At 63.3% G+C, this 25,822-nt stretch carries 21 protein-coding genes; 13 read left to right on the forward strand and 8 right to left on the reverse strand.

The window, feature by feature from the left end; translation table 11 throughout:
- Nucleotide 1: 1 nt before the first annotated feature.
- A complete protein-coding gene (locus tag ACX3P1_RS08435; protein WP_459079125.1) occupies nt 2-763 on the reverse strand; it encodes a FadR/GntR family transcriptional regulator in 762 nt (253 codons plus the stop codon).
- Between the two features lie 165 nt (nt 764-928).
- Between ACX3P1_RS08435 and ACX3P1_RS08440 the strand changes: the two genes are divergently transcribed.
- From ACX3P1_RS08440 to ACX3P1_RS08455, 4 genes are all read left to right on the forward strand, one after another.
- Nucleotides 929-1,963 carry an ABC transporter substrate-binding protein gene (locus tag ACX3P1_RS08440; protein WP_459079126.1) on the forward strand — a complete coding sequence of 345 codons (1,035 nt, stop codon included), beginning with the start codon at nt 929-931 and terminating at the stop codon, nt 1,961-1,963.
- Between the two features lie 62 nt (nt 1,964-2,025).
- A complete protein-coding gene (locus tag ACX3P1_RS08445; protein ID WP_459079127.1) occupies nt 2,026-3,123 on the forward strand; it encodes an ABC transporter ATP-binding protein in 1,098 nt (365 codons plus the stop codon).
- Entirely contained in the window at nt 3,120-4,004 is an 885-nt protein-coding gene (locus tag ACX3P1_RS08450; RefSeq protein ID WP_459079128.1) for an ABC transporter permease, read from the forward strand. The genes ACX3P1_RS08445 and ACX3P1_RS08450 overlap by 4 nt, the downstream gene beginning before the upstream one ends.
- Nucleotides 4,001-4,813, forward strand: a complete 813-nt coding sequence (locus ACX3P1_RS08455) for an ABC transporter permease (protein WP_459079129.1) — start codon at nt 4,001-4,003, stop codon at nt 4,811-4,813. Before ACX3P1_RS08450 ends, ACX3P1_RS08455 begins: the two co-directional genes overlap by 4 nt.
- On the opposite strand, the gene ACX3P1_RS08460 is transcribed toward ACX3P1_RS08455, so the two are convergent.
- The 7 genes from ACX3P1_RS08460 to ACX3P1_RS08490 all read right to left on the reverse strand — a co-directional run bounded on the left by ACX3P1_RS08460 (nt 4,810) and on the right by ACX3P1_RS08490 (nt 15,716).
- The gene (locus ACX3P1_RS08460) at nt 4,810-5,751 is read right to left on the reverse strand and encodes a phosphotransferase (RefSeq protein ID WP_459079130.1); all 942 of its coding nucleotides are present in this window, start codon (nt 5,749-5,751) and stop codon (nt 4,810-4,812) included. The genes ACX3P1_RS08455 and ACX3P1_RS08460 overlap by 4 nt on opposite strands.
- Nucleotides 5,748-8,165, reverse strand: coding sequence for a GcvT family protein (locus ACX3P1_RS08465; RefSeq protein ID WP_459079131.1), 2,418 nt, complete (start codon nt 8,163-8,165; stop codon nt 5,748-5,750). Before ACX3P1_RS08465 ends, ACX3P1_RS08460 begins: the two co-directional genes overlap by 4 nt.
- The gene (locus ACX3P1_RS08470; protein ID WP_459079132.1) at nt 8,162-10,615 is read right to left on the reverse strand and encodes a GcvT family protein; all 2,454 of its coding nucleotides are present in this window, start codon (nt 10,613-10,615) and stop codon (nt 8,162-8,164) included. The genes ACX3P1_RS08465 and ACX3P1_RS08470 overlap by 4 nt, the downstream gene beginning before the upstream one ends.
- Nucleotides 10,612-11,511, reverse strand: coding sequence for a phosphotransferase (locus ACX3P1_RS08475; protein WP_459079133.1), 900 nt, complete (start codon nt 11,509-11,511; stop codon nt 10,612-10,614). The genes ACX3P1_RS08470 and ACX3P1_RS08475 overlap by 4 nt, the downstream gene beginning before the upstream one ends.
- Nucleotides 11,508-13,541, reverse strand: coding sequence for an ABC transporter permease (locus ACX3P1_RS08480; protein WP_459079134.1), 2,034 nt, complete (start codon nt 13,539-13,541; stop codon nt 11,508-11,510). The genes ACX3P1_RS08475 and ACX3P1_RS08480 overlap by 4 nt, the downstream gene beginning before the upstream one ends.
- A gap of 1 nt (nt 13,542) precedes the next feature.
- Nucleotides 13,543-14,574, reverse strand: coding sequence for a quaternary amine ABC transporter ATP-binding protein (locus ACX3P1_RS08485; protein WP_459079135.1), 1,032 nt, complete (start codon nt 14,572-14,574; stop codon nt 13,543-13,545).
- Nucleotides 14,575-14,750: 176 nt separating this feature from the next.
- Nucleotides 14,751-15,716 (reverse strand): ABC transporter substrate-binding protein, encoded by a 966-nt coding sequence (locus ACX3P1_RS08490; RefSeq protein ID WP_459079136.1) that lies wholly within the window; start codon nt 15,714-15,716, stop codon nt 14,751-14,753.
- Nucleotides 15,717-15,943: 227 nt separating this feature from the next.
- Here ACX3P1_RS08490 and ACX3P1_RS08495 point away from each other — a divergent pair, with 227 nt between their 5' ends.
- The 9 genes from ACX3P1_RS08495 (at nt 15,944) to ACX3P1_RS08535 (ending at nt 25,710) form a co-directional block, all read left to right on the forward strand.
- Nucleotides 15,944-16,705, forward strand: a complete 762-nt coding sequence (locus tag ACX3P1_RS08495; RefSeq protein ID WP_459079137.1) for a DeoR/GlpR family DNA-binding transcription regulator — start codon at nt 15,944-15,946, stop codon at nt 16,703-16,705.
- Between the two features lie 414 nt (nt 16,706-17,119).
- Complete coding sequence (locus ACX3P1_RS08500; RefSeq protein ID WP_459079138.1) at nt 17,120-17,380, forward strand: hypothetical protein; 261 nt, start codon at nt 17,120-17,122, stop codon at nt 17,378-17,380.
- Nucleotides 17,381-17,463: 83 nt separating this feature from the next.
- Nucleotides 17,464-19,023 (forward strand): ABC transporter substrate-binding protein, encoded by a 1,560-nt coding sequence (locus tag ACX3P1_RS08505; protein WP_459079139.1) that lies wholly within the window; start codon nt 17,464-17,466, stop codon nt 19,021-19,023.
- Between the two features lie 57 nt (nt 19,024-19,080).
- A complete protein-coding gene (locus ACX3P1_RS08510) occupies nt 19,081-20,049 on the forward strand; it encodes an ABC transporter permease (protein WP_459079140.1) in 969 nt (322 codons plus the stop codon).
- Nucleotides 20,050-20,071: 22 nt separating this feature from the next.
- The gene (locus tag ACX3P1_RS08515) at nt 20,072-21,028 is read left to right on the forward strand and encodes an ABC transporter permease (RefSeq protein WP_459079141.1); all 957 of its coding nucleotides are present in this window, start codon (nt 20,072-20,074) and stop codon (nt 21,026-21,028) included.
- Nucleotides 21,029-21,034: 6 nt separating this feature from the next.
- Complete coding sequence (locus ACX3P1_RS08520) at nt 21,035-22,228, forward strand: amidohydrolase family protein (RefSeq protein ID WP_459079142.1); 1,194 nt, start codon at nt 21,035-21,037, stop codon at nt 22,226-22,228.
- Nucleotides 22,228-23,721, forward strand: coding sequence for an amidohydrolase family protein (locus ACX3P1_RS08525; protein ID WP_459079238.1), 1,494 nt, complete (start codon nt 22,228-22,230; stop codon nt 23,719-23,721). The genes ACX3P1_RS08520 and ACX3P1_RS08525 overlap by 1 nt, the downstream gene beginning before the upstream one ends.
- A complete protein-coding gene (locus ACX3P1_RS08530; RefSeq protein ID WP_459079143.1) occupies nt 23,714-24,700 on the forward strand; it encodes an ABC transporter ATP-binding protein in 987 nt (328 codons plus the stop codon). The genes ACX3P1_RS08525 and ACX3P1_RS08530 overlap by 8 nt, the downstream gene beginning before the upstream one ends.
- Entirely contained in the window at nt 24,700-25,710 is a 1,011-nt protein-coding gene (locus tag ACX3P1_RS08535; protein WP_459079144.1) for an ABC transporter ATP-binding protein, read from the forward strand. Before ACX3P1_RS08530 ends, ACX3P1_RS08535 begins: the two co-directional genes overlap by 1 nt.
- Nucleotides 25,711-25,822: the final 112 nt, after the last annotated feature.

The following is a 25,822-nucleotide window of genomic DNA, read 5'->3' on the forward strand; positions in this document are numbered from 1 at the left end:
GTCATCGTGCTTCCCGCTCGGCGCCGGCGGCTACCTGCCGGGCGCTGAGAGCCTTTTCATAGACGCTCGACTGGTACGCGATCAGTTCCTCGAAAGCGGCGGTCGCGGCCCCGGCATCGCGGATGCGCAATGCTTTGAGAATATCGGCATGCAGGGAAACGACCCGGCCGCGCTCGCGAAAACGGAAGGAGATCATGTTGGTCGCCGGGATCAGCGAATCGTTGACCACCAGCATGATGAAGCGAAGCTCGTTGTTGCCCGTCGCCTGGGCGATGGCGTGATGGAACGCGACGTCAAGCCGGCAGAACTCCTCGTCGGAAATGTCGTCGCGCTCGAAGGCCGTGAACGTGGCGGCGATCGAGTCGATGTCCTCGCTGGTGGCGCGCTCGGCGGCAAGCTGCACGCAGGTACGGCCAAGAAACAGCCGCGCCTCGACGATTTCGGCAAGCCCGAACACGCCAAGGCCGACGAACCAGGTCGTCATTTCCTGCAGCATCTGGCTCGCCGCGGTAAGCGACGGCGCGTTGACGAAAACGCCGCCATTGGGGCCGCGCTTGGAGCGGACCAGCTTCTTGGCGGCAAGGATCTTCAGGGACTCGCGCACGGTCGGCTGGGAAACACCGAAACGCTGCGCGATCTCCGCTTCGGAAGGCAATCGCTCCGAAACGCTGAGCGTTCCCTGCACGATTTCCTGCTGGAGTGTCGTTGCGATCTGATGCGCCAGGCTCTTGGTCGCCTGGATCGCCGGCTTGGCGTCCTCCATGCAGTGCGCCCCTTTTCGGTAATTACCGCTATTTCAATATTACAATGCCGAAATTGTTGACCACATGAAAAAAGAATGCAAGCTTTCGATTCAAGAGGGCTGCGAATTCGATCCTGCGGCGTGGCCACCATAAGGACTCAAAAGCAGGCAATGGGAGACAGTCCGATGAAACTGACTAGGCGTGAATTTGCCGTTGGCGCAGCGGCTGCGATTGCTTCGATGGCCCTGCCAAGGCTCGCGTCGGCGCAGTCGACACTGGTCGTTCCAACCTATGGCGGGTTGTGGGCGAAGTTCTGGGAAGACAAGCTCATGCCGGGCTTCAGCTCGGCGACCGGGATCACCCCGCAGCTCGACGTTGGCCTGGGCAAGGACTTCATCGCGAAGATCAGGGCCGGTGGCGGCCAATCGCCTTACAGCATCTTCATGGGCAACGAGAATATCGCCGCGATGCTCCGCGCCGAGGGCTTCTTCGAGCCTTTCGACCTTGCCAAGCTACCGAACGCCAAGGACACCTTTCCGCAGTTCGTCAACAAGAACGCCAACGGCATCCGCGCCATCGTTTCGCCGATTGGCCTTGCCTACCGCACCGACATGGTCAAGACGCCGCCGGCATCCTGGCATGATTTGTGGGAAAATCCCGAATTCAAGGGCAAGACCGGCCTCTACCAGATCGGCAATACCGGCGCTGTCGTGTTCCTGCGCCTGGTCGGCGAACTGTTTGGCAAAGGGCCGGACGATTTCGATACGGCCTTCGCCAAGATCAAGGAGCTTCTGCCCTTCGTCCAAGCTTCGTGGAGCGGCGAGTTGTCGACGTCGCTGATCCGCGGCGATGTCATCGTCGCGCCGGTCGACTGGACCGAGGCGATGACGCTGCAGGACAAGGGCGCGCCCATCGCCATCGTCGCTCCGAAAGAGGGGCTGCTTTCCTTCGAACAGTCGTTCAACCTCGTCAAGACCGGCGCGGAAAAGGATGCCGCCCATGCCTATCTGAACTACGTGCTCGACGCGCAGGTTCAGCACGACATGGCAAAGGCCTTCTACACCTCGCCGTCCAACAAGAGTTCCCTCGTCGATGCCGAGATGGAGAAGCGGACGCCCATCGTCGGCGCGCGCATGGCTGAAATCAGGAGCTACGACTGGGACAGCTATGTCGACAAGGCAGCCGACATAGCCGACCGCTGGAACCGGGAGATGGCCTGAGGGCCGGAGTTCTGCCGCAAGCGGGGCGGTTCATCCCGATTGGTTTTTCGTGAGGATATCGGATGACGGCACTGACCATCGATCGTATCAATAAGCGGTATGGTGCCCTGCACATCCTCAAGGATATCTCGATCCCCATCGAGCAGGGGGAGTTCGTCTCCCTGCTCGGACCTAGCGGCTGCGGCAAGACCACGACGCTGCGCTGCATCGCCGGTTTTGAGCGCCCCGACAGCGGCCGTATCCTGTTTGGCGAGCGGGACATGACGCATACCCTGCCTGAACGGCGCGACATCGGCATGGTGTTCCAGTCCTACGCGCTGTTTCCGCATATGACGGTGGCCGAGAATCTGAGCTTCGGCCTGGAAGTGCGCAAGGTTGCCGAACCGGAGCGGCGGCGGCGCATCGCCGAAGTGCTCGCCCTGGTGCGGCTGGAAGGCTACGACAAGCGTTTTCCGCGCGAACTTTCCGGCGGCCAGCAACAACGGGTGGCGCTGGCCCGCGCCCTGGTTATCGAGCCTTCCGTCCTGCTGCTTGACGAACCTCTGGCCAATCTGGACGCGACCCTGCGCGACGAGATGCGCTTCTTCATCCGCGATCTGCAGAAGCGCGTCGGCATCACGGCGATCTACGTCACGCACGACCAGGCCGAGGCCATGGTCATGTCCGACAAGATCGTGGTGATGAAAGAGGGCGAGATTTCCCAGCTGGGCGCACCGCGCGACATCTACGAGCGGCCGGTGTCGCATTCGGTGGCCGGCTTCATCGGCCGCTCGAACACGATCGGCGGCAAGATTGTCGAGGCGTCGGGCGCAGGCGGCTACAAGGTCGAGGCGCAGTGCGGCGTGATCGGGGCCGCCGGCCCGTCGCACCTCGCCGTCGGTTCGGGTGTGCGCATCATGATCCGGCCGGAAAACATTGCGATCGGCAGGGTGGAAGCCGGCGCGCGCGAAGTGCCGGCCCCCAATACGCTGGCCAATGTCAACATGCTCGACGCAACCGTTGTAAAATCGATCTACCAGGGAAACGCCAACCAGCTCAGCGTCATCCTCGCCGACGGCGAAGCGATGATCGTCGACGTCAGCGGACGCACCCCGTTCGAAGCCGGTGAAAAGGTCATGCTGCGTTTCGCCGCCTCCGACGCCTGGCTGCTCCCGGCATGAGCAGCGCCGCCGCCGCGCCCCGCATCCAGACCTCGCCCGGCCGAGGCGCAATATGGATGATCGCACCGGCCCTTGTGCTCCTCGTCGTGTTCTTCGCGCTTCCCTATCTGAGCATCATCACCATGAGCTTGCGCGAAGCCTCGACCAGGGCCGTCTATGGCGACGGTTTCACGCTTGCTCACTATACCGGCGCGCTTGGCGATCCCTTTATCTGGCGCATCATGGGCCGGACGGTGGCGATCGGCGCGATCGTGACCGTGCTTTCGCTGCTGCTCGGCTATCCCGTCGCCTATCATCTGGCCAATACACGCTCGCGCTGGTCCAGCCTGCTCTATATTTTCGTGTTGTCGCCGCTGCTGGTCGGGCTTGTCGTGCGCACCTTCGCCTGGATGATCATCCTGTCCAACAACGGCGTCGCCAACAAGGCGTTGATGGCGGTTGGCCTCATCGACTTCCCGCTCAAGCTCATGAACAATTCGCTCGGCGTGACGATCGCGCTGACGCATGTGTTCTTGCCCTTCATCATCTTGCCGCTGCTCGGCAATCTGCAGGCGATCAGCCCCGATCTGGCGATGGCGTCACGCTCGCTCGGCGCATCGCGCATGCGCACCTTCTGGAAGGTGACGCTGCCGCTCAGCCTGCCTGGCATCCAGGCAGGCACCATCCTCGTCTTCGTCCTGTCGATCAGCGCCTATGTCACGCCCGCGATGCTGGGCGGCAGCGGCGGGCGCACCATGTCGGTGTTGGTGGTCCAGTATCTTGTCGATAATTTCCGCTGGCCGGCGGGGGCGGCGCTCGCCATCATTCTCGCCAGCGTCGCGGTCATCATCGTTGGCCTGTATCTCCGGCTGACGGCGCGCGCCATGCGGAGGCTGCCATGAGAAGCGCCGGCGGGGTGGAAAAGACCGTCTGGGACTGGTTGTTCCTCGGGCTCGTTGCCGCGATCTATATCTTCTTGATGTTCCCGATCGTGCTGGTCGTTCTGCTCTCGTTCAATTCCGGCGAGTTCCTTGCCTTCCCGCTGGAAGGGTTTTCGCTGCGCTGGTTCGAGGCGCTGTTTTCCAACAAGCGGTTCCTCGACGCAACGCTCTATTCGGTGGTGCTGGCGGCGGTCGCCATGATCGTCAACGGCGTCATCGGCACGCTTGCCGCCATTTACGTGGCGCGCTACGCGGGTGGGTACCGCGACCGCATACGGCTCGTCATGACCAGCCCCCTGCTGGTTCCCGAAATCCTGACGGCAATCGCGCTCCTGTTCTATTTCTACGAAACCGGGATCGGCACGGACTACTCGATCGGCATTCAGGTCGGCCACATCGTCGTGACCTTTCCCTATGTGTTCCTCAACGTGTCGTCGGCCCTTTTCAATTTCGACAGTTCGCAAGAAGAGGCCGCCCGCAGCCTCGGCGCCGGCAGTTGGATGCGGTTCCGGCGGGTAACGCTGCCGGCCATCAAGCCGGGTATCATTACCGGCTGCCTGTTCGCCTTCGTCATTTCCTTCGATATATTCAACATCTCGCTGCTGCTGAAATCGCTCGGGAATAACACGCTGCCGCTGGAACTGTTCGATTATCTGCGCTTCAATTTCGACCCGACCGCAGCCGCCATCGCCTCCTTGAGCATCTTCCTGACCTTCGCCGCGATCCTCGTCATCGATCGCACGGTGGGATTGCGGTCGCTGCGCTTCTAGTTGCTAATCTTAGCCGTTGCCACCGCCGCTACATGCCGCTCGAAATCGGCGGTTTCCATCAGCGCCTTGCAGCGCGCGAAACGGCCGTCGGCATAGGCGCGAAAATCGTCCACCGGGTTGTTGTTGGCCAGTTGGATCAGCCCCCACAGGGTCCACAGCAGATCGCACATCGCCTTGTAGATGACGATACGGCCGCGCTCGCCCAGTGTCGGTTCGCCGCCGAAATAGGCGCGGATCATCTCCTCGTCCTGCGCGGCGTCGAACTTCCCCTCGACGCTGAGATCGCCCAGATCCCACATCGGATCGTTCATGCCGGCATATTCCCAGTCGACGATCCACATGCGTTCGCCCGTATCGAGAAAGTTCTCGCAGAGCGGGTCGCAATGGCAGGCGGTCAGCGGCAGAGGATGCGCCGCGAGCGCCGCCCGCACGACCTCCGCTTCGTGCACCACCTCGTGATAGCCGGCCGGCAAGGCAACGTCCTTGGTCGACAGGATTTTCAGATAGTCGTCGAGCATCGCGAACAGTTCGAAGCGGAAGGGAAATTTCGCGCCGCTGTCATGCAGCTGGCGAAACGCTTTTCCGGCGCGGGCCGGGCTGCCGGCCCGGCTCCGGAAATTTTCGGGCGACATGGTCTCGGCGCCGTTTATGAAGCGCGTCAGCATGACGCCGCTCTGGTCGTCGAAATGCAGAACCTCGGGGCTGACGCCGGCGGTTGCTGCTTCACGCGCCGCAACCGCTTCGTTGGCGCGGTCAATATATTCCTCCGTACCCTTGCCCGGAATGCGCAGGCAAAAGTCGCCCACGGCAAAGACCAGGTTGGTGAGCCCGCCAAGCCGCTCGATGCCTCCGTGATAATCCTTGAGCGCGGGAATGGTTTTCAGCGCATCGCGGGCAAGCGAAATAGGATCGGGGGAAACGGGATCGGCGTCGCTCATGCCTTCAGCCTTTCCATCTTCGCGTCGTACAGCGTGCGCGGGCCGCGGGTCGCGTCATAGGCTTTGCCGAAGGCTTCGATCTCGAAGTCCTGTTCGCCGGCAAACTCCACCGGCAGATAGCCGAAGGCAATCGTCTTGCCGAGCGTATAGCTATAGCCGGTCGAGGTGGTCGACCCGACCAGCTTGCCCTCATGCAAGATCGCCTCGCCGCCATGGAATGGCGCAAACCCGTCGACGGTGAAGGAGCACAGCTTGCGCTTCACGCCGTCAGCATTGATCTTGGCAAGTGCGGCACGGCCGAGAAAATCCCCCTTGCCGAGCGCCACGGCGAAGCCGAGGCCGGCCTCGTAGGGGTTGTAGTCCGGCGAAATGTCGCCCGACCAATACAGATAACCCTTCTCCATGCGGCAGGCGTCGACGGCGCGGTAGCCGGCATCCGCGATGCCATGCGGTGCGCCCGCTTCACGCAGCTTTTCGTAAACATGGCCGGCGAATTCCTGCGGGATGTAGAGTTCAAAGCCAAGTTCGCCGACATAGCCGACGCGCACGGCCAGCGCCGTCGCGTTGCCGATTTCGATGGTTCTTGCCGCCAGGAACGGGAAGGCCGCGTTAGAAATGTCGTCATCGCTGACCGATTGCAAAATAGTGCGAGAAAGCGGCCCGCACAGGTTCAGCGTCGCATACTGGTTGGTGACGTCGCGCATGGCGATGCCGGCGGGCAGGTGCAGGGAAATCCAGTGGCTGTCGTGGATGCCGAAGCCCGAGCCGGTGACGAGCAGGAAGCGGTCCTGCCCGACATGGACGATGGTGACGTCCGCCTCGATGCCGCCCTTCTCGTTGCACAATTGCGTGTAGACAGCCTTGCCGGGCGGGCCCGACAGATCGTTGGCGGTGATCGCCTGCAGCGCGTCGAAAGCGCCGAGGCCGGAAATCTCGAATTTCGAAAACGACGTCTGGTCGATGAGCACAGCGCGCTCGCGGATGGCGCGGACTTCCTCGCCGACGGCCTCGAACCAGCCGGGTCTGTCCTCGAAGCTGCCGCGCTCCACCGATGTGCCGCCTTCTAGCGCAAACCAGTTTGGCCGTTCCCACCCGGATTTCGAGCCGAACACAGCACCCTTGGCCAGCAGCGCGGCATAGAGCGGCGAGCGGCGCAGGCCACGCCCGGCATGTGTTTCCTCGCCGGGCAGATGCACCTTGTAGTAGGCGCCGTAAGCCTCGATGGTGCGCTCTTCCAGATAGCGCCCTTGCGCCTGCACGGCACCGAAGCGGCGCACGTCGAAGGGCCACAGATCCATGCCGGCGTCGCCATGCAGGATCATGTTGGAAAGCGCCAGCCCGCCGCCGCCCGATCCGGCAATGCCGGCGGTGAAGCCGCAGGCGACGTAGAAATTATCGAGTTCGGGAGCGAGCCCCAGGATAGGCTCGCCATCCAGCGAGACCGGGATCGGCCCGTTGATGACGGTCTGGATGCCGATTTCATTGAGCACCGGCAGGCGTTCGGCCGCCGGCAGCGCGAACAGTTCCAGCCGCTCCATGTTGGGCGGAAAAAGTTCGCGGCCGAAATCGAGCGGCGGTTGGCCGCGCCAGCAGCTTTTCGAACCATCTTCCCAGCCGCCGATGGCAAAGCTGCCGGTGTCGGGCTTGAGGTAGAAATTGTGATCGGGGTCGCGCAAGGTGGTCAGGTCGGGGTCGAGCTTCAGCGTCTTTTCGGTCAGGAAATACTGGTGCTCGACCACGCCCGTCGCCAGCGGCACGCCGGCCATGTTGCCGACGCGCTTGGCCCACAGGCCGGCGCAGTTGACGAGGATGTCGCAGGAGATGGAGCCACCATTGGTGACGACACCGACAGCGCGGCGCTTGTCCACCACGATCTCCTCGACGCAGACGCCTTCCTCGATGCGCACGCCGTTCTGGCGCGCGCCCTTGGCATAGGCCATGGTCAGCGAATAGGGGTCGATATAGCCGTCGCCGGGAATGAAAGCCGCGCCCTCGATGCCGTCCTTGACGATGAAGGGAAAGCGCTGGGCGGCTTCCTCGGCGGAAAGCGAGTGGCATTCGACGCCAAAGCTTTTCGCCTGTCCCATCGAGCGGCGGATTTCGCTCCAGCGTTCGCGGCTGCCGGCAAGCCGCAGCGAGCCGACCTTCTTCCACGAAATCGCCTGGCCGGTTTCCTTTTCCAGCCGGTCGAAGACCGCGACGGAATTCTGCATCAGCCGCGTCAGGTTCCGCTTGCCGCGCAACTGGCCGACCAGGCCCGCCGCATGCCAGGTACAGCCATGGGTGAGCTGCGATTTCTCGACCAGCAGCACGTCTTTCGCGCCGTCGCGCCCCAGGTGATATGCGACCGAGGTGCCGATGGCGCCGCCGCCGATAATGAGAATATGGACGTGGCGATCCGCGCGAAAGCTCATGATTTTACCTTGCTCCCGGACGGGTCATAAAGCGGCTGGAGATGGATTTTCGCGGGCGTCCGCTGCGTGGCCACGACAAGCTCGTAGTCGCCGGTGGCCAAAAAGTCGTCGGAGACGCCATCGGCGTCGCGCACATAGCCGTAGCCGATATTCTGGCCCACGGTGTAGCCATAGCCGCCGCTGGTCAGGTAACCGACGGTCTCGCCATTACGCAGGATGGTCTCGCGGCCCAGCAGCACGATGTCGGGGTCATCGACGGTAAAGCCGGCGAAGCGCTTGGTCAGGGCTGCGCCGTTAACCTTTTCAAGCGCAAGGCGGCCGAGGAAATCGGTGTTCTTGCGTAGCTTCACCGCCCAACCGAGCCCCGCTTCCATCGGCGTGTCGTTGGGGGTGATATCGGAGCCCCAGGCGCGATAGCCTTTTTCCAGACGCAGCGATTCCAGTGCCCGGTAGCCGATGGGGCGGATGCCGTGCGGCCTACCCGCCGCCATCAACACGTCGAAAATTTCGCCGGTGGCAGCAATCGGCACGTGCAGTTCCCAGCCAAGTTCGCCGACATAGGTGATGCGCAGCGCCCGCACTCTATGCCCTGCAATGGTGATTTCGCGGACATGGCCGAACGGGAAAGCGGCGTTGGAAACATCGGCGTCGGTCGCGGCCCTCAGTACGTCGCGGGCGTAGGGTCCCATCAGCGACAGCGTGCCGAATTCTTCCGTAACGTCGGTCAGTTGCGCATCGAGCCCGGCCGGAATGTGATCGGCGATCCACGACTGGTCATGCGTGCGGAACCCGGTTCCGGTGACGATGTAGAATTTCTCGTCGGCCAGCCGCGCCACGGTGAGATCGGATTCGATGCCGCCGCGCGTGTTGAGAAACTGCGTATAGGTCAGGCGGCCAACCGGCTTGCTGACATCGTTGGCGCAGATCCAGTCGAGCGCTTTTTGCGCGTCCGGCCCGGTCAGTTCGTATTTGGCGAAAGACGACTGGTCGAAGATACCGACCGCCTCGCGCACATGCAGGTGCTCGTCGCCGACCGGCCCGAACCAGTTCTGCCGGCCCATCGAATAGACGTCCTGCGGCTCCATGCCTTCGGGCGCGAACCAGTTCGGCCGCTCCCAGCCCAGCTTCGAGCCGAACACGCCGCGATGCTTTTTCAGCCGCTCATACAAAGGCGAGACGATGCGCGGCCGGCCCGAGACATATTCTTCGTGCGGGAAGCCGACCGTATAATGCTTGCCATAGGCTTCCAGCGTGCGCTCGCGCACCCATGTCCGGTCGCGGTGCATCTGCGAAAAGCGGCGGATATCGACCACCCAGAGATCGAGCGGCGCTTCGCCGTCCACCACCCATTTGGCCAGCACCCAGCCGGCACCGCCGCCCGACGCGATGCCGAAGGCGTTGAAGCCGGCACCGACAAACATGTTGGCGCATTCGGGCGCGGCACCCAGGATGAAATTACCGTCCGGGGTAAAGCTTTCCGGCCCGTTGATCATCTGCTTGACGCCGACGGTTTCCAATGCGGGAACTCGCGCGATCGCCTGCGTCATATGCTGTTCGAAATGATCGTAGTCATCGTCGAACAGGCGGAATTCCCATTCGTCGGGCACGTCGCCGCCCGGCAGACCCGTTTCCCAGGCCTGAGGGTTCGGCTCGTAGCCGCCCATCACCAGTCCGCCGACCTCTTCCTTGAAATAGGTGCGCCGGTCGGGATCGCGGATGGTCGGCGCATCGGTGGCCAGGCCCTCAATCTTCTCGGTGATGATGTACTGATGCTTGACCGGCTGCAGAGGCACGTCGATGCCGGCCATCGCGCCGACTTGCCGCGCCCACTGGCCGGCGCAGTTCACCACCTTTTCGCAGGCGATGGTGCCCTGATCGGTACGTACTGCAACGATGCGCCCTTCCTTCATGTCGAAGCCGATGACCCGCACTTTCTCGAACAGTTTCGCGCCATGCATGCGCGCACCCTTGGCCAGCGATTGCGTGATGTCGGACGGGCTTGCCTGGCCGTCGGTCGGCAACCACGACGCGCCGACGAGGTCGCTGGTGTCCATCAGCGGCCACATCTTCTTCACCTCGGCCGGCGACAGCAGCACCATGTCCATGCCAAAGCTTTTCGCCGTTGTCGCCAGCCGTTTGAACTCGGTCCAACGGTCTTCATTGGTGGCAAGACGCAGGCAGCCGGTCATTTTCCAGCCGGTGGCAAGGCCGGTCTCGGCCTCCAAACCCTTGTAAAGATCGACCGAATATTTGAGCACGCGGGTGATCGACGCGGACGACCGCAACTGCCCGACCAGCCCGGCGGCATGCCAGGTCGAACCGGAGGTGAGGCTACCCTGCTCCAGCAGCACGACATCGGCCTTGTGGTCGCGCGCCAGATGATAGGCGGTGGAACAGCCGATGATGCCGCCGCCGATGACGACGATGGCGGCGTGTGTGGGCAAGCTCATGGTTGGCGCATCCCATATTGCGTTCTGTAGCTGTCCAGCGCGGCTTCGAGCCGCGCCAGATTGTCCTGCGTGTAGGCGAAATAGTCCGCGCCCGGCGCGTCGAGATGAAGCTCGGAGATCATGCTCCACATGGCTTCGCGCAGCAGCGAGGCGCACTGCATGGCCGTATGCGATCGGCGGATTTCCTCACTCGTTTCGTTCCCGAAATAGACGGCAAGCAGGAGCGCGGCCTGTTCTTCGGCCATGCCCGAATTGGAGGAAAGCCCGGCCAGATCGAACATGGCGGTGTTGAAGCCGGCATATTCGAAATCAATCAGCCACAGCCGGTCGCCGTCGTCGAGGATATTGGCGGGGAGAAGATCGTTGTGGCCGAAGACGATCGGCAGCGGCGTCTGTGCGGCCTCCAGTTCGTCCGCCAGCGCGAGGTAGCGCGGCAGTTCAGCCACCATGCGGCTGCCGCCCGCCGCCAGCGAGCGCGCATAATCGCGAATGACGTGAAATACCCAGAACATGAAGCCGGCGCCGGAGACCTGGTGCGGCATCTCGCGGTGAAACGCACGCACCAGCGCCGCGATGCGGTCGGCATTGGCGCGCACGTCTTCCGCGGCAAACGTGCGGCCGTCGATGTAGCGGCTGACCATGACGCCATGCGCGGCATATTCCACGGCGGGCGCAAAACCGCAGGCGTGCGCCGCGCGCGCGCTCATCAGTTCGCGCTGACGCGAGACGTGGTGGAAATCATAATCGCGCCCGAGCCGCACCACATGCTTGCCGCCGGCGTCGCGCACCAGAAAGTTTGCGTTGCTGAGGCCGCCGCCCAGCGGTTCGATTTCGATGCTGCCGTTCCAGCAGGGCAGGGCGGCAACAAGGGCCTCGCCGGTGACCTGGGCCATCATGCTATATCCAGCCGCGTCTTTGCACGCTGCGCGCCTGCCGCGATCAATCGGTCGGCGATGATGGCGATGAAGGCAACCGCGAGGCCCGCCACCAGCCCGCGCCCGGTGTCCGCCTTGGTCAGCGCGATATAGACCTCCTGGCCAAGATCGCGGGTGCCGACCAGGGCGGTGATGACCAGCATCGACAAGGCGAACATGATGGTCTGGTTGAGGCCCAGCATGATCTCCGGCAGCGCCAGTTTCAGCTTGATCTTGGTGAGAAGCTGCCAGCGCGTGCAGCCCATGGCCCGGCCGGCCTCGATCAGCTTCGGGTCGACCTTTTGCAGGCCGAGCGCGGTATAGCGGATCGCCGGCGCCACCGCATAGGCGACGATGGCGATGAGCGCGGTGAAGTCGCCGACGCGAAACAGCATCACCACCGGCATCAGATAGACGAAGGAAGGCAGCGTCTGCAGCGTGTCGATCACCACCTGCACCCAGCGCCACAGTTTTTCGCGCTCCGACGCGATGATGCCGATCGGGATGCCGATCAGCGAGGCGATGACGACCGAAATGCCGCACAGATAAACGGTGATGGTGGCCTTTTCCCATTGCCCAGTGGCGGCAATCAGGAAGGCGAGAGCGGCGACGGTGGCGGCGAGCCTCATGCCGCCCAGCCGCCATCCGGCAAACGCCAGAAGGGCGGTGACGCCCAGCCATGGAAAGCCACCCAAAAGCCGCTTGAACGGGATCAGCACATTGAGCAGGATCGCGTCCTTGGTGCCTTCGAGCACGTCGAAGAAATTGACGTTGATCCACTTGACGACATCGGAAAAGAACCCGCCGGTCGAGACCTGCAGCGCCTCCGGGTAGCGCTGCAGAGCGGGCAGGGCGAGCCCCGCGACACCGGTGACCAGCACGACCGCAAGCGCTGCCAGCGTATAGGGATGCCGCCGCGCAAAACCGCCGGCATGGCGCGCCGTGGTCGCGGAGCCCGCCTTGATCGCATAAGCCTGGGAAAGCCGGTCGAGGGCTACCGCGAGCGCCACGATGGCGATGCCCGATTCCAGTCCGGCGCCGATGTCGAGACGGCGCAGCGCCGCCAGCACGTCGAAGCCGAGGCCACCGGCCCCGATCATCGAGGCGATGATGACCATGTTGAGCGACAACATGATGACCTGGTTGACGCCCACCATCAGGCTGTCGCGGGCCGATGGCACAAGCACCCGCCAGGTCATCTGGCGGCGCGTGCAGCCGATCATCTTGCCGAGATCGAGCACTTCCGACGGCACCGAGCGCAGCGCCAGCGCGGTGATGCGCGTCATGGGCGGCATGGCGTAGATCAGCGTCGCCACCACCGCCGCCGTCGGCCCGAACCCGAACAGGAACAGGATTGGCACCAGATAGGCGAACACCGGAATGGTCTGCATCAGGTCGAGCACCGGCGTCAGCATCTGCTCGAAACGCCGCGACCGGTAGGCCGCGATGCCAAGCAGCACGCCGCCGGCGACGCCGAGTGGGGCGGCGACGAGAATGGAAGCCAGCGTCACCATGGAACTGCTCCACTGGCCGAAGACGGCGAGGAAGCCGAAGCAGACGGTAACGATGACGGCAAGCTTGCGGCCGCCGGCGTGGTAGCCCATCAGGGCCACGATGACGACCACCGCTATCCACGACAGCGGCGGCAGGATTTCCACCGCGCTCGAACCCTGCCCGGACAGGAAGCCGGTCGACAGCAGCGACAGCGCCAGTTCGTATGGCTGGCTGATGAGCCAGGCGATGAACCGCGTCATGTCGGTGAAGCTGAACAGCCCGAAATTGGCGCTGTCGACCAGCCATTTCATGGCGCTTCCGATCCAGCGCTGGGCTGGAATCTGCCATGCTTTCGGATAGTCGAAAGCCCATTTGGCATGCGCGCCGAACTGCCACAACAGGATGAACGCACCGATCGCCGCGAGCCAGAGCGCTGCGCCGCCGCTGCCGCCCGCCCTCCGGCGCTCGGTGCGCCGCGCCGGGGCTTGCGTCTCGACCGGTTGCGCGGGGCTGCTCATGTCAGCCCCGCATCATCAGTTCGACCACGTCGGCGCGCTCAAGCGTGCCGACCGTCTCGCCGTGCTCATCGACGACGCGCAGCCTCTCGATACCGTCCGCGAACAGGGCCGCCGAACCCGCAACCGTTGTGCGCGCCATCACGGCAACGCCGCCCTCGACGGGCGACGCGCCGCCATCCACCGGCCGCATGACCGACGCCACCCGCATCACCTTCGCCTTCGAGACGTTGCGAGTAAATTCGGTCACATAGGCGGTCGCCGGATTAAGCACGATGTCTTCGGGCGTTCCCGCCTGGACGATCTCGCCGTCCTTCATGATGGCGATCCGGTCGGCCAGGCGGATCGCCTCGTCGAAATCATGCGTGATGAAGACGATCGTCTTCTGGAGAACCGATTGCAGGCGCATGAACTCGTCCTGCATCTCGCGCCGGATCAGCGGATCGAGCGCCGAAAACGGCTCGTCCAGGAACCACAGTTCGGGCTCGCCGGCGAGCGACCGCGCGATGCCGACGCGCTGCTGCTGGCCTCCGGACAATTCGCGCGGGAAAAAATTCGCCTTGTCGGAAAGCCCGACCAGTTCGAGCATCTTGCGAGCCCTTGCCTCGCGCGTGGGCTTGTCGATGCCCTGCACTTCGAGCGGGAAGGCCACATTGGCCAGCGCGCTGAGATGCGGCAACAGCGCGAAGTGCTGGAACACCATGCCCATCCGATGTCGGCGCAGTTCGATCATGCGCGCGTCGTTGGCTTCGAGCAGGTTTTCGCCGTTGAACAGGATTTCGCCGCTGGTCGGCTCGACCAGCCGCGACAGGCAGCGCACCAGCGTCGACTTTCCGGAGCCGGAAAGCCCCATGATGACGAAAATCTCGCCCGTGTGAACTTCCAAATCCACGGCGCGAACCGCGCCGACCAATCCGTTTCGGGAAAGCTCTTCGGTGCTTACCGCCGCCCCGGCCTTGTCGAGGAACTCCCGCGCTCCCGAGCCGAACACTTTCCAGACATTGCGGCAGACGAGTTTTGGTTGTGGTTCAGCCATGGATTAATCACATATGGGGTCGTTTGCATGCAAACCGCCGGACCCCGCCCGCCCGGAAAGTCGCTCGCCCGGAAAGCTGGCCGCCCGGAAAGCTGGCCGCCCGGAAAACCGGCCGTCGGCAAAGGTCGAAGTAGGACGAACCCGCGGCACCTGGCGCCGCAGGTTCTGGATGGCTGCTACTTCTTGATCCAGCCGGACCAGCGCGCTTCATTGGCGCCCATCCATTCGGCAACCACGTCGTCGACCTTCTGGCCGTCGAGATCGACCTTGGTGATCATCTGGCCCATTTCGTCATTGTCGATGGTGAAGGCCTTGATGGCCTTGTAGGCGTCCGGCCACTTGTCCTTCACGCCGACCCAGCCGACTTTCCAGATTTCGCCGTGCGGCTTGCCGCAATCATAGGCCATGTCGGGGTTGCTGCCCCATTTCGGGTCTTCGTAGCATTCCTTGGTGTATTCGGGGAACTCGACCCATTCGCCCTTGTATTTGGCGGTCGACCAATGCGGCGCGTAGATCCACAAAAGAATCGGCGCCTTGCGCTGGTAGGCGCTTTCCAGTTCGGCAAAAAGCGCCGCGTCGGTGCCGGCATGGATAACCTCGAACGGCAGGTCGAGTGCTTCCACGCGCTCGTCGTCAAAGCCGCCCCATGTCACCGGGCCGCCGAGATAACGGCCCTTGGGCGCGGTTTCGGCGGTCGAGAAGGCTTCGGCGCATTTCGGATCCTTGAGGGCTTTCCAGTCGGGCAGGCCGGGGCACACCTCCTTCATGTATTCGGGGAACCACCACTCTTCCTTGGCCTTCATGCCGGTCGCGCCGAAATTCTCGACCTTGCCGGTCGCGGTCGCGGCATCCATGGCGTCGCGGCCCGTCGTCTCCCACATTTCCATCGCCACATCGAGGTCGCCGGTTTCGAGGCCCGCGAACTGCGCCAGATAGTCGGCCTGCACATAGTCGATGTTGTTGCCGGCCTTCTTCAGTACCTCGCCCATGATGTGGGTGGTGATGAGCTGTCCGGTCCAGTCGTGCAAGGTAAGCTTGATCGGGTCGGAAGAGTCCTGCGCCCAGGCCGGCGACAGCGAAAGGGCCGTACAAAGGGCAAGCGCGCCCAGTGCGGCCTTGGTGATGCGATTGCGCGGAACCATCGAGAGCCTCCCTGCTCATTCGTTGATGTCTATTGAAGCCGTGCCGTCTTTCGCGGCATTCCGGCCAAACCATCGTGCGATAGTGTCACGCTCGTTTTAGTGCCTGTCAACGGAGTCCTGTGGTTTTTTTTGGGAATTTGACCATATGGCGTGGCCCACGTTGCAATGATGGGTAAAATTGCCATAGAAGCGGTCATGTCGAACACTTTACCGACGGCGGCGATCCGATGATCCACTCGAAGAGGCATGGCGAAATCCTGCGGCTTCTGGGCGAGCACGGCACCGTTACCATTGCCGATCTGGCCGAGAGGCTGGGCGTTTCGCTGGAAACGGTGCGCCGCGACGTCAAGCCGCTTACCGACGACGGCGTCGTGGTGAAGATGCATGGCGCCATCGGCTTGCCGTCGATGACCGGCGAAGCCCCTTTCGAGCGGCGCATGCGCGACAATGCCGAGGCGAAGAAGACGATTGCCCGCATGGTCGCCGCGACCATCCGCGACGGCGAATCCGTCATGCTCGATACCGGCACGACCACCAGTTTCCTCGCCCGCGAGCTGCTTGGCCACCGGCGGCTCACCGTGGTCACCAACTCGTCCGACATTGCCCGCACGCTGGCGACCGTCAACGGCAACAAGGTCTATATGGCGGGTGGCGAACTGCGCAGCGATTCAGGCGCTGCCTTCGGCGTTTCCGCCATCGATTTCGTCAGCCGGTTCAGCGTCACGCACGCCATCATTTCAGCCGGCGCGATCGAAGCCGCCAACGGCGTCATGGATCACGACCTGGCGGAAGCCGAATTCGCCCGCATGGTACTGTCGCGCGGCCAGCGCTCGGTGGTCGTCACCGATCACACCAAATTCGGCCGTCAGGGCCTGGTGCGCGTGTGCGGCTTTAGCGGGCTCTCGGAACTGGCGACCGACTTGCCGCCCGCAGCCGATGTCGCCGAGGCGCTTGCCGCGGCCGGGACGCGACTGGTCGTCGCTGGCTGATCGGCGCCAATCCGCGCCAAGTAACCGTATCCCCAAAACGCCCACCGCTTTTCGATTGTGCTTCATAAGGACGGCAAGCGCACACGCGCGTGATCCAGCCCAGGCATGATCCTGCTGCCTGAAACCAGGGCTTCTTCCATCGTGAAATGGAACCGGGAGTGCGCGACAGGCATGCGCTCCATCGCTCGACGGTCGCGTCTCGCAGACATCATTGAATTCGCGGTTCCGCCCGTCCGCAGTCGTTGCCCCTCGCGCCGGGAACGCCCGAGTAGCTTCGACATTATCAACCACGAATGCCGTCAATCCAAGCTTATTTTGTCGACAATCATATTGACAAAACGGGAAAGGCTCGCAATGAATAGGGGTGGGACGTCGTGAACCGGCGTTGTGATAGTTCCATGGAGGATGGATCTGATGACACGCTTGCGTAGGGCCTTTTTGACGGCGGCCTCCCTGCTCATCTTCGCAACGGCGGCCGATGCCGCGACACTGCGTTCGGCCGGTCAGCGGGACATCTTTTCCCTTGATCCATATTCCTATGGGTCGACATCCAATCTGGCATTCCTCAACCATGAAGGCCTCGTGCGCTATACGCCTGAGACCAGCAAGGTCGAGGCTGTCGTGATCTGCGCCGACAACAAGCCGAGCCATTGGCTGACGCGCATGGCCGAATAGGCCCAGGGACCTTTCGAGCAAACCGATAATCAGAAAAGACCTCCTGAAGGAGGCGGACACTTCCAGAAGCGGAGCAATTGAAAATGTTGAAGCAACTTGGCCTTGCGGCCGCAGTGGCATTGGGCCTCATTTTTCCCTCTCATGCCGAAACGCTCAAATGGGGCGCGTCGAAGGATATCTTCTCGCTCGATCCTTATTCCTACGGGGACAGCTATACGCTTGCCTTCCTGAACCATGTCTATGAAGGCCTCGTCCGCTACGACGACAAGTTGCAGATCGAGCCCGCGCTGGCGACGTCGTGGGAGACGGTTTCGGACAGCGTGTGGCGCTTCCACCTGCGCAAGGGCGTAAAATTCCACGATGGCGCCGATTTCAACGCCGACGACGTCATCGCCTCGCTGAAGCGCGTGAGCGATCCGGTTTCGCCGCTGAGGGGCAATCTGCCCGCGTATAAATCGTCCAACAAGGTCGACGACTACACGGTCGACATCGAACTGACCGGGCCTTACCCGCTGTTGCTCAACGACCTGACGAACATCCACATTTTCGACATGGGCTGGCTGACCGAACACGACTCGCTCAAGCCGACGGATGTCGGCGCCCAGATCGAGGGTTACGCGACCTATCACACCAACGGAACCGGCCCCTTCATCGTCGAGAGCCGGGTCCCCGACAGCAAGACCGTGCTCGTCAGGAACCCGAACTGGTGGGACAAGTCCCAGACCAATATCGATCGCATCGAGTTCACGCCGATCACTTCGCCTGCGACGCGCGTCTCGGCGCTGTTGTCCGGCGAAATCGACTTCACCGACAACGCACCCTCCCAGGACCTGCCGCGGCTGACCGCGCAGCCCGGGCTCAAGGTCATGGAGCGCACCGACCTGCGCACCGTCATGGTCGGCTTCAACCGCAGGCCGAAGCTTGTCAACGGCGACGACAACAAATTCAACGACCTGCGCGTGCGCCAGGCCTTTGCGCATGCGCTGGACCACAAACTGATCCAGCAGCGCATCATGCGCGGCAAGTCGCGGACGGCGGGAACGATCGTCGCCCCCGAGATTCCGGGCTATTCCGCAGCGCTGGACGAACCCCTGTCCTACGATCCGGAACTGTCGAAGAAGCTTCTGGCGGAAGCGGGCGCCACCGACTTCGCCTTCACCATGGTGTGTACGAATGACGGCTACGTGAACGAGGAAGAACTTTGTCAGGGGATCGTCAACCTTTTGAGCCGCGTCGGCTTCAAGCCTCAACTCGATATCGCGCCGATGGCAGTACAGGCACCGAAGCGCACCAGCGGAAAGGCCGATGTCTATATGATCGGCTGGGCGACCGAGCCGATGCTCGACACCTACTCCATCCTGCTGCAGATGATCGAGACGAAGTCGGACAATGCCGGCGTCTTCAACTGGGGCGGCTGGAGCTATCCCGAGATCGACAAGCTGATCGTCCAGGCCTCGACCGAAATGGATCGGGAGAAGCGGCTGGCGCTCGAAACCAAGGCGCTGGGCATGGTCAAGGATGAGATCATCATGCTGCCGCTGCACCAGCAACCCATGGCGTGGGTGATGACCGACAGGATCGATCACATTGCGCAATTGCCGGACAACAAGGTCCGTCATTGGTTGACCCACATTTCCAAATAGGAAGAACGTTCGGTCCGGGCAGCAGCGCCCGGGCCGGGCTGAAATTGGGGGTATCCCATGCTGGTCTTCATCGTCAGGCGGCTGATAAACGCGATATTCGTGATGCTGGCGGTCGCGCTTTTGGCCTTCCTGATCTTTCGCCTGGCCGGAGACCCCGTCGAACTCATGGCCAACGAGCAGATGACGCAGGCCGACCGCGACAATCTGCGGGAGCGGCTGGGCCTCAACGACAGCCTGCCCGTCCAGTATACGCGCTTTGTCGTAAATGCCGCGCAGGGCGATTTCGGCATCTCCTACCGCAACGGGCAGGATGTGCTGAAGCTGATCGCGGCGCGCTTTCCCGCGACACTGGAACTGGTGCTGATCGCCACGCTGATCTCGCTAGTGCTGGGCATTCCGCTCGGCGTGCTGACGGCCATAAAACGCGGGCACTGGTACACGGAGGGCCTTCAATTCGTCTCCGTAATCGGCGTTTCCCTGCCGAGCTTCATCGTCGGCATCCTGCTGATCCTGATATTTTCGGTGATCCTGGGTTGGCTGCCAGCCTTCGGGCGCGGCGACGTCGTCAAGTTCGGCTGGTGGTCGACCGGGCTGCTGACGCCGTCGGGCCGCGCGGCGCTCATCTTGCCTTCGATCTCGCTGTCGCTCTACCAGATCACGCTGGTGATGCGCCTCATCCGCGCGGAAATGCTGGAGGTGCTTCGTTCCGACTATGTGAAATTCGCCCGGGCGAGAGGCATCCCGCGCTGGCGCATCTATTTTCGCCATGCGCTGCGAAACTGCCTGATGCCCATGGTCACGATGACGGCCATGAACGTCGGCTCGCTGATCGCCTTCGCGCTCATCACGGAAACCGTCTTTCAATGGCCCGGCATGGGCATGCTGTTCATTCAGGCGGTGACCTTCATCGATATCCCGGTGATGGCGGCATATCTGTGCATCATCTCATTCATTTTCGTCGTGCTGAACACGATGGTCGATATCGCCTATGCGGTCATCGATCCTCGCCTGCGCACCGCGCGCTAGTTTCACGAAGGATGGACGCCCGATGACCGTCGAGATATCGCAGCCGGCAATCGCGAAGCCGGCACGGCCCCCGTTTTTCAGGCGCGTCCGCGACAGCGACCTGTGGTGGTCGTTCACGCACAACAAGTCGGCGATGCTCAGCGCCGCCCTTCTGGCGCTGCTGATCCTGACGGCTCTGTTCGCGCCGCTGATCACCCCCCAGAACCCCTATGACGGCGCGCAGTTGGACATGTGGAAGGCGGAACTGCCGCCACTATGGCAGGAGGGCGGCGAATGGCCCTACCTGCTCGGCACCGACACGCAAGGCCGCGACATGCTCTCCGCCATCCTCTACGGCACGCGCATCTCGATCGTCATCGGCGTCGCCTCCGTCGCCCTGTCGCTCCTGGCCGGCATCAGCGCCGGTCTTGTGTCGGGCTATTTCGGCGGCTTTGTCGACAACCTGCTGATGCGCTTCGGGGACATAACGCTCTCGATCCCCACCATCCTCATCGCCATACTGGTATCGACCGTGGTGCGGCAGATGCTTCCGCCCGGCTTGCGCAACGTCGGCGCCTCCGGCGTGCTTGTGCTGGCGATCGCCCTGTCGGCCTGGGTTCAGTACGCCCGTACGGTGCGCGCCCAGACCGTGGTGGAGAGCGGCAAGGACTATGTGCAGGCAGCCAGGCTGATCGGCGTGCCCGCCCGCCGGATCATGGCCCGGCACATACTGCCGAACACGCTGACCCCCATCCTGGTCGCCGCGACGCTGAATTTCGGCATGGCCATCCTCACCGAAGCGACGCTGTCGTTCCTCGGTATCGGCATGCCGCCGAGCCAGCCGTCGCTTGGAACGCTGATCCGCATCGGCAACCAGTTCCTGTTTTCAGGCTCATGGTGGATCGTGCTGTTTCCCGTGCTCCAGCTTTGCATGCTCGTCGTGACCGTCAACGTCCTGGGCGACTGGCTGCGTGACGCACTCAACCCGAAACTGAGGTAGCCCGGCATGACCGATCTTCTCCTGCGCAACGTGCGCCCCATGGCGGGCGAAACCTGCGATATCCTGATACGGGACGGGCGGATCGCCGGCCTCGGCCACTTCGAGCCGCAACCGGGCATGCCGGTCGAGGATGGCGGTAACGCCATCGCCATACCGGGCCTCATCGACGCGCACACCCACCTCGACAAGACCACATGGGGCATGCCCTGGCACGTCAACAACCGTGCCGCGGTGCTGCGCGAGCGCATCGATTTCGAGCGCGAGAACCGCGGCGCCATCGGCATCGATCCGCACCGGCAGTCCATGCGCCACGCGATCGGGCTGGCGGCGCATGGCGCGACGCATATCCGAAGCCATGTCGACATCGACACCGCGCACGGCCTGTCGATCGTCGAAGGCGTGTGGGAAACCCGCGAGAAACTCCGCGGCATCATCGACATCGAAATCGTCGCCTTTCCGCAATCGGGCGTCATGGTGATGCCCGGTACGCTGGAGTTGCTCGACGAGGCGCTGCGGCAAGGCTGCGAAGTGCTGGGCGGGATCGACCCATGCGGCATCGATCGCGATCCCAAGGGGCAACTGGATGCGCTCTTCGGGCTGGCCGTGAAGCATCGGCGTCCCATCGACATTCACCTGCATGAACTTGGCGATCTTGGCGCGTTCACCATGGAACTCATATTCGAGCGCATCCGGGCCAATGGCATGCAAGGCATGGTCGCCATCAGCCATGCCTTCACGCTCGGCATGAACGACTGTCTGCGGGTCGGCAGGCTGATCGACGGGCTTGCCGAACTCGATGTCGCCATCCTCACGACCGGCGCGCCTTCCGTCGAGGTTCCCTCGGTCATGCGGCTCAAGCAAGCCGGCATCCGCGTCGGTGCCGGCTGCGATGGCATCCGCGATACCTGGGGTCCCTGGGGACAACCCGATATGCTCGACCGCGCCAGGGTGGTCGGCATGAAGAACGGCCTGCGCAAGGATAGCGACCTCGAACATGTCCTGCATATCGTCTCGCAGGGCGGCGCCGACGTCATGCGGCTCGAGGGTTACGGGTTGCAGGAAGGCTGCCACGCCGACCTGACGCTGCTGGCCGGCGAGACGCTGGCGCATGCGGTGGTGGAGGTCGCCCCGCGCCCGCTGGTCGTCAAGGGCGGGCGTATCACCGCCCGGCAGGGCCGGGCCACGGTGGACATGCCATGATGATGACCGGGATCGAGCAACTGACGCTTGGCTCCAGGCCGGCAGGGCGTACGCTATTGACCGCCGACTGGGTGCTCGGTCACCGCGATGGCCGGCACCGCCTCGTCCGCAAGGGCGAAGTCGTATTCGAAAACGGCGAAATCCTTTTCGTTGGGCACCGCTTTGCGGGCGAAGTGGCGCGCCGGGTCGATTTCGGGCCATCGCTCATCAGCCCCGGCTTCATCGATCTCGACGCTCTTTCGGACCTCGACACGACCATCCTGGGCATCGACAGCCATCCCGGCTGGGCCAAAGGCCGGGTCTGGCCGCGTTCCTATGTCGAGGCCGGCCCCTACGAAATGTACACACCGGAGGAGCTTGCATTCCAGAAGCGCTTCGCCTTCGGCCAGCTTCTTCTCAACGGCATCACCACGGCCGCGCCCATCGCCTCGCTGTTCTACCGCGAGTGGGGCGAGACGGCGGCCGAATTCGAGGCGGCGGCGGACGCCGCCGGCGAACTCGGCCTGCGGGTCTATCTCAGCCCCGCTTATCGTGCCGGCGGCATGGTGCTGGAAGCGCCGGGGAAGGTGGTTCCGATATTCGATGAGCAGCGCGGTTTGCAGGGCCTGGCGGCGGCTGTCGACTTCATCGAAAGGCAAAACGGCCGCCATGGCGACCTGATCAGAGGCATGCTTGCACCCGACCGGGTGGAAACCTGCACCATCGACCTGCTTCGGCGCACGGACGAAGCAGCGCGCGAGCTTGGCTGCAAGATTCGCCTGCACATGGCGCAGGGAACGATGGAGGTCGACACCGTGCGCGCCTTGCACGGCGCCACCGCTCCGATGTGGCTGGCGAAGGCAGGGCTTCTTACCGAGCGCTTGATTGCACCCCATGCAACCAGTGCGACGCAAGAAGACCTGGCGCTCTACGCGGCGCACGGCGTCTCGATCGTGCATTGCCCGCTGGTGTCGGCGCGCGGCGGAAACACGCTCAACTCGTTCTCGGCCTGCCGTGCCCGCGGCATCAACATCGCCATGGGCACGGATACCGCGCCCGCCGACATGCTGATGAACCTGCTCGTCGGCCTGGTCGCCTGCCGCATCAACGACCGTGCGCCGGACACGGTGCGCTGCGCCGACCTGTTCGATGCCGCGACGCTGGGGGGTGCGAAGGCGCTGGGCCGGACCGATCTCGGCCACCTCTCGGCGGGGGCACGTGCCGACATCGCCGTATTCGGCCTCGATGACGCCGTGATGGCGCCGTCCATAGATCCAATCACTACGCTTGTCGTCGGTGGCTCCGGCAAGGTCACGCGCGCCACCTTCGTTGACGGCCGCGCTTCCATGCTGTCCGGCGAAGTGGCCGGCATCGACATGAAGGCGGCGCGCCAGAGGGCGCAGAACCAGTTCGACAGCCTCGTCGCGAAATATCCCGAGCGCAGCTGGAACCATCCGCCCGTTTCCGAAATCTTCCCCCCGAGCTATCCGATCGAGGTCGATGAAAATGGTTGAAGCAGCCGGAAACCCTGTCCTCCAGGTTCGCAATCTCCGGGTGGAATTTCCGGGCCGCCATGGCGTGGTAACCGCGCTTTCGGATGTCGATCTGGATATTCGTTCGGGCGAGATCCTCGGCGTCGTCGGTGAATCGGGTGCCGGAAAATCCATGACTGGATTGGCGATCCAGGGCTTGCTCGAGTATCCGGGGCATATAGCGGGCGGCGAGATCAGGCTCGAGGGGCGGCGCATCGACAATCTCGCCGACCGCGACATGGAAAAGATCCGCGGCAGCGAGATCGGCGCGATCTTCCAGGACCCGCTGACCTCACTGAACCCCCTTTTCACGATCGGCGCGCAATTGAGCGAAACGATCCGCCAGCATCTCAAGATCGGCAAGGCGCAGGCCAGGCAGCGGGCGGTCGCCCTGCTTGAGGATGTCGGCATCCCTTCTCCGCAAGAGCGCGTGGACCACTACCCGCACCAGTTTTCAGGGGGAATGCGGCAACGCGTCGTCATTGCGCTGGCGCTCGCCGCTTCGCCCAAGCTCGTCATCGCCGATGAGCCGACGACGGCGCTGGACGTGTCGATCCAGGCGCAGATCATTTCGCTGCTGAGGAAGCTGTGCAAGGAGAAGCATACCGCCGTCATGCTGGTTACGCACGATATGGGTGTCATCGCGGAGGCTGCCGACCGGGTGGCGGTCATGTATGCCGGCCGGCTGATCGAGATCGGCCCGGTCGAGCAGGTGCTTCGCGCGCCTTCGCATCCCTATACGCGCGGCCTCATGGCCTCGATCCCGGCACTTGGCGCCCGCGTCAAGCGCCTCAACCAGATCGACGGGTCGATGCCGAGGCTGGATGCGATCCCGCCGGGCTGCGCATTCAATCCGCGCTGCAAGTCGGCAGGCCCGCGCTGCCTGCGCGAACGGCCCGAACTCACACCAGCAGGCGTCGGTATGAGCGCCTGCTGGCTCCATGCCGGAGGCACCCTGTGATGGCGACCAACACCGAAGAGAAACCCGCCCTGACCGTCAAACACCTCGTCAAGACGTTCGACGTTTCGGCGCCATGGCTCAACCGTGTCCTGGAACGCAAGCCGCGCCAGTTTCTCCAGGCCGTCAACGACATCAGCTTTTCCGTTCCGATGGGCGGCTGCCTGAGCCTCGTCGGCGAAAGCGGCTGCGGCAAGTCCACGGTGGCGCGCCTGGTGACCGAGCTTCACAAACCCACAGGCGGCGAGCTTCGCTTCGCGCCCGGCAAAAGCGGCGCGGCCCTCTCGGCACAGATGATTTTCCAGGACCCCTATGCGTCCCTCAATCCCCGCTGGCGCGTGAAGAACATCGTCGCGGAGCCGCTGCGTGAATTGAAACTGCGCAAATCCGCCGCCGAAATCGCCGAGCGGGTCGACGACCTGTTGCGGACGGTCGGGCTTTCGCCTTCCGACGGCGAAAAGTTTCCGCATGAATTTTCCGGCGGCCAGCGTCAGCGGATTTCCATCGCGCGGGCGCTCGCCAGCGAACCCGAATTCCTCGTCTGCGACGAGCCGACTTCGGCGCTCGACGTTTCAGTGCAGGCCCAGGTCCTCAACCTGATGCGCAGCCTTCAGGATGAACTCGGCCTCACCTATCTGTTCATCAGCCACGATATGAGCGTCGTGCGGCACATGTCCGACCGCATCGCTGTCATGTATCTCGGGCGCATCGTGGAGGAAGGCGATACGGAGCAGATCTTCGCCGATCCGCGCCACCCCTATACGCAGCTCCTGCTACAGACGATCCCGAATATCGAAGAGCCGAACCGGGATCGCGCCATCGTACGGGGCGAGGTTCCGAGTCCCTTGAATCCGCCGTCCGGCTGCACCTTCCACCCGCGTTGCCCGATGGCGACCGCGCGCTGTTCCGCCGAGATCCCAAAGGTGCGCACGCTCGCCAACAAGACACGCATCGCCTGCCATCTGGTCGAAGACAGGCCGTCCGTTGAGGCGGCCGATACCCGGCCGGCCTAGAGCATGTCTCCCGAAAGTGGGAACCGGTTTCGGGGTAAAGACATGCGAGAAAACAGAGACCTAAAGCTCTACAAGCGAATCTGAAAGATCGCGACGTGCTTTAGAACGATTG

It is taken from the genome of Mesorhizobium sp. A623 (assembly GCF_054489405.1).

Bases quoted from the DNA above. Each gene is read 5' to 3' on its own strand.
- ACX3P1_RS08435 (WP_459079125.1), bottom strand. From the start codon at position 763: ATGGAGGACGCCAAGCCGGCGATCCAGGCGACCAAGAGCCTGGCGCAT.
- ACX3P1_RS08440 (WP_459079126.1), top strand. From the start codon at position 929: ATGAAACTGACTAGGCGTGAATTTGCCGTTGGCGCAGCGGCTGCGATT.
- ACX3P1_RS08445 (WP_459079127.1), top strand. From the start codon at position 2,026: ATGACGGCACTGACCATCGATCGTATCAATAAGCGGTATGGTGCCCTG.
- ACX3P1_RS08450 (WP_459079128.1), top strand. From the start codon at position 3,120: ATGAGCAGCGCCGCCGCCGCGCCCCGCATCCAGACCTCGCCCGGCCGA.
- ACX3P1_RS08455 (WP_459079129.1), top strand. From the start codon at position 4,001: ATGAGAAGCGCCGGCGGGGTGGAAAAGACCGTCTGGGACTGGTTGTTC.
- ACX3P1_RS08460 (WP_459079130.1), bottom strand. From the start codon at position 5,751: ATGAGCGACGCCGATCCCGTTTCCCCCGATCCTATTTCGCTTGCCCGC.
- ACX3P1_RS08465 (WP_459079131.1), bottom strand. From the start codon at position 8,165: ATGAGCTTTCGCGCGGATCGCCACGTCCATATTCTCATTATCGGCGGC.
- ACX3P1_RS08470 (WP_459079132.1), bottom strand. From the start codon at position 10,615: ATGAGCTTGCCCACACACGCCGCCATCGTCGTCATCGGCGGCGGCATC.
- ACX3P1_RS08475 (WP_459079133.1), bottom strand. From the start codon at position 11,511: ATGATGGCCCAGGTCACCGGCGAGGCCCTTGTTGCCGCCCTGCCCTGC.
- ACX3P1_RS08480 (WP_459079134.1), bottom strand. From the start codon at position 13,541: ATGAGCAGCCCCGCGCAACCGGTCGAGACGCAAGCCCCGGCGCGGCGC.
- ACX3P1_RS08485 (WP_459079135.1), bottom strand. From the start codon at position 14,574: ATGGCTGAACCACAACCAAAACTCGTCTGCCGCAATGTCTGGAAAGTG.
- ACX3P1_RS08490 (WP_459079136.1), bottom strand. From the start codon at position 15,716: ATGGTTCCGCGCAATCGCATCACCAAGGCCGCACTGGGCGCGCTTGCC.
- ACX3P1_RS08495 (WP_459079137.1), top strand. From the start codon at position 15,944: ATGATCCACTCGAAGAGGCATGGCGAAATCCTGCGGCTTCTGGGCGAG.
- ACX3P1_RS08500 (WP_459079138.1), top strand. From the start codon at position 17,120: ATGACACGCTTGCGTAGGGCCTTTTTGACGGCGGCCTCCCTGCTCATC.
- ACX3P1_RS08505 (WP_459079139.1), top strand. From the start codon at position 17,464: ATGTTGAAGCAACTTGGCCTTGCGGCCGCAGTGGCATTGGGCCTCATT.
- ACX3P1_RS08510 (WP_459079140.1), top strand. From the start codon at position 19,081: ATGCTGGTCTTCATCGTCAGGCGGCTGATAAACGCGATATTCGTGATG.
- ACX3P1_RS08515 (WP_459079141.1), top strand. From the start codon at position 20,072: ATGACCGTCGAGATATCGCAGCCGGCAATCGCGAAGCCGGCACGGCCC.
- ACX3P1_RS08520 (WP_459079142.1), top strand. From the start codon at position 21,035: ATGACCGATCTTCTCCTGCGCAACGTGCGCCCCATGGCGGGCGAAACC.
- ACX3P1_RS08525 (WP_459079238.1), top strand. From the start codon at position 22,228: ATGATGACCGGGATCGAGCAACTGACGCTTGGCTCCAGGCCGGCAGGG.
- ACX3P1_RS08530 (WP_459079143.1), top strand. From the start codon at position 23,714: ATGGTTGAAGCAGCCGGAAACCCTGTCCTCCAGGTTCGCAATCTCCGG.
- ACX3P1_RS08535 (WP_459079144.1), top strand. From the start codon at position 24,700: ATGGCGACCAACACCGAAGAGAAACCCGCCCTGACCGTCAAACACCTC.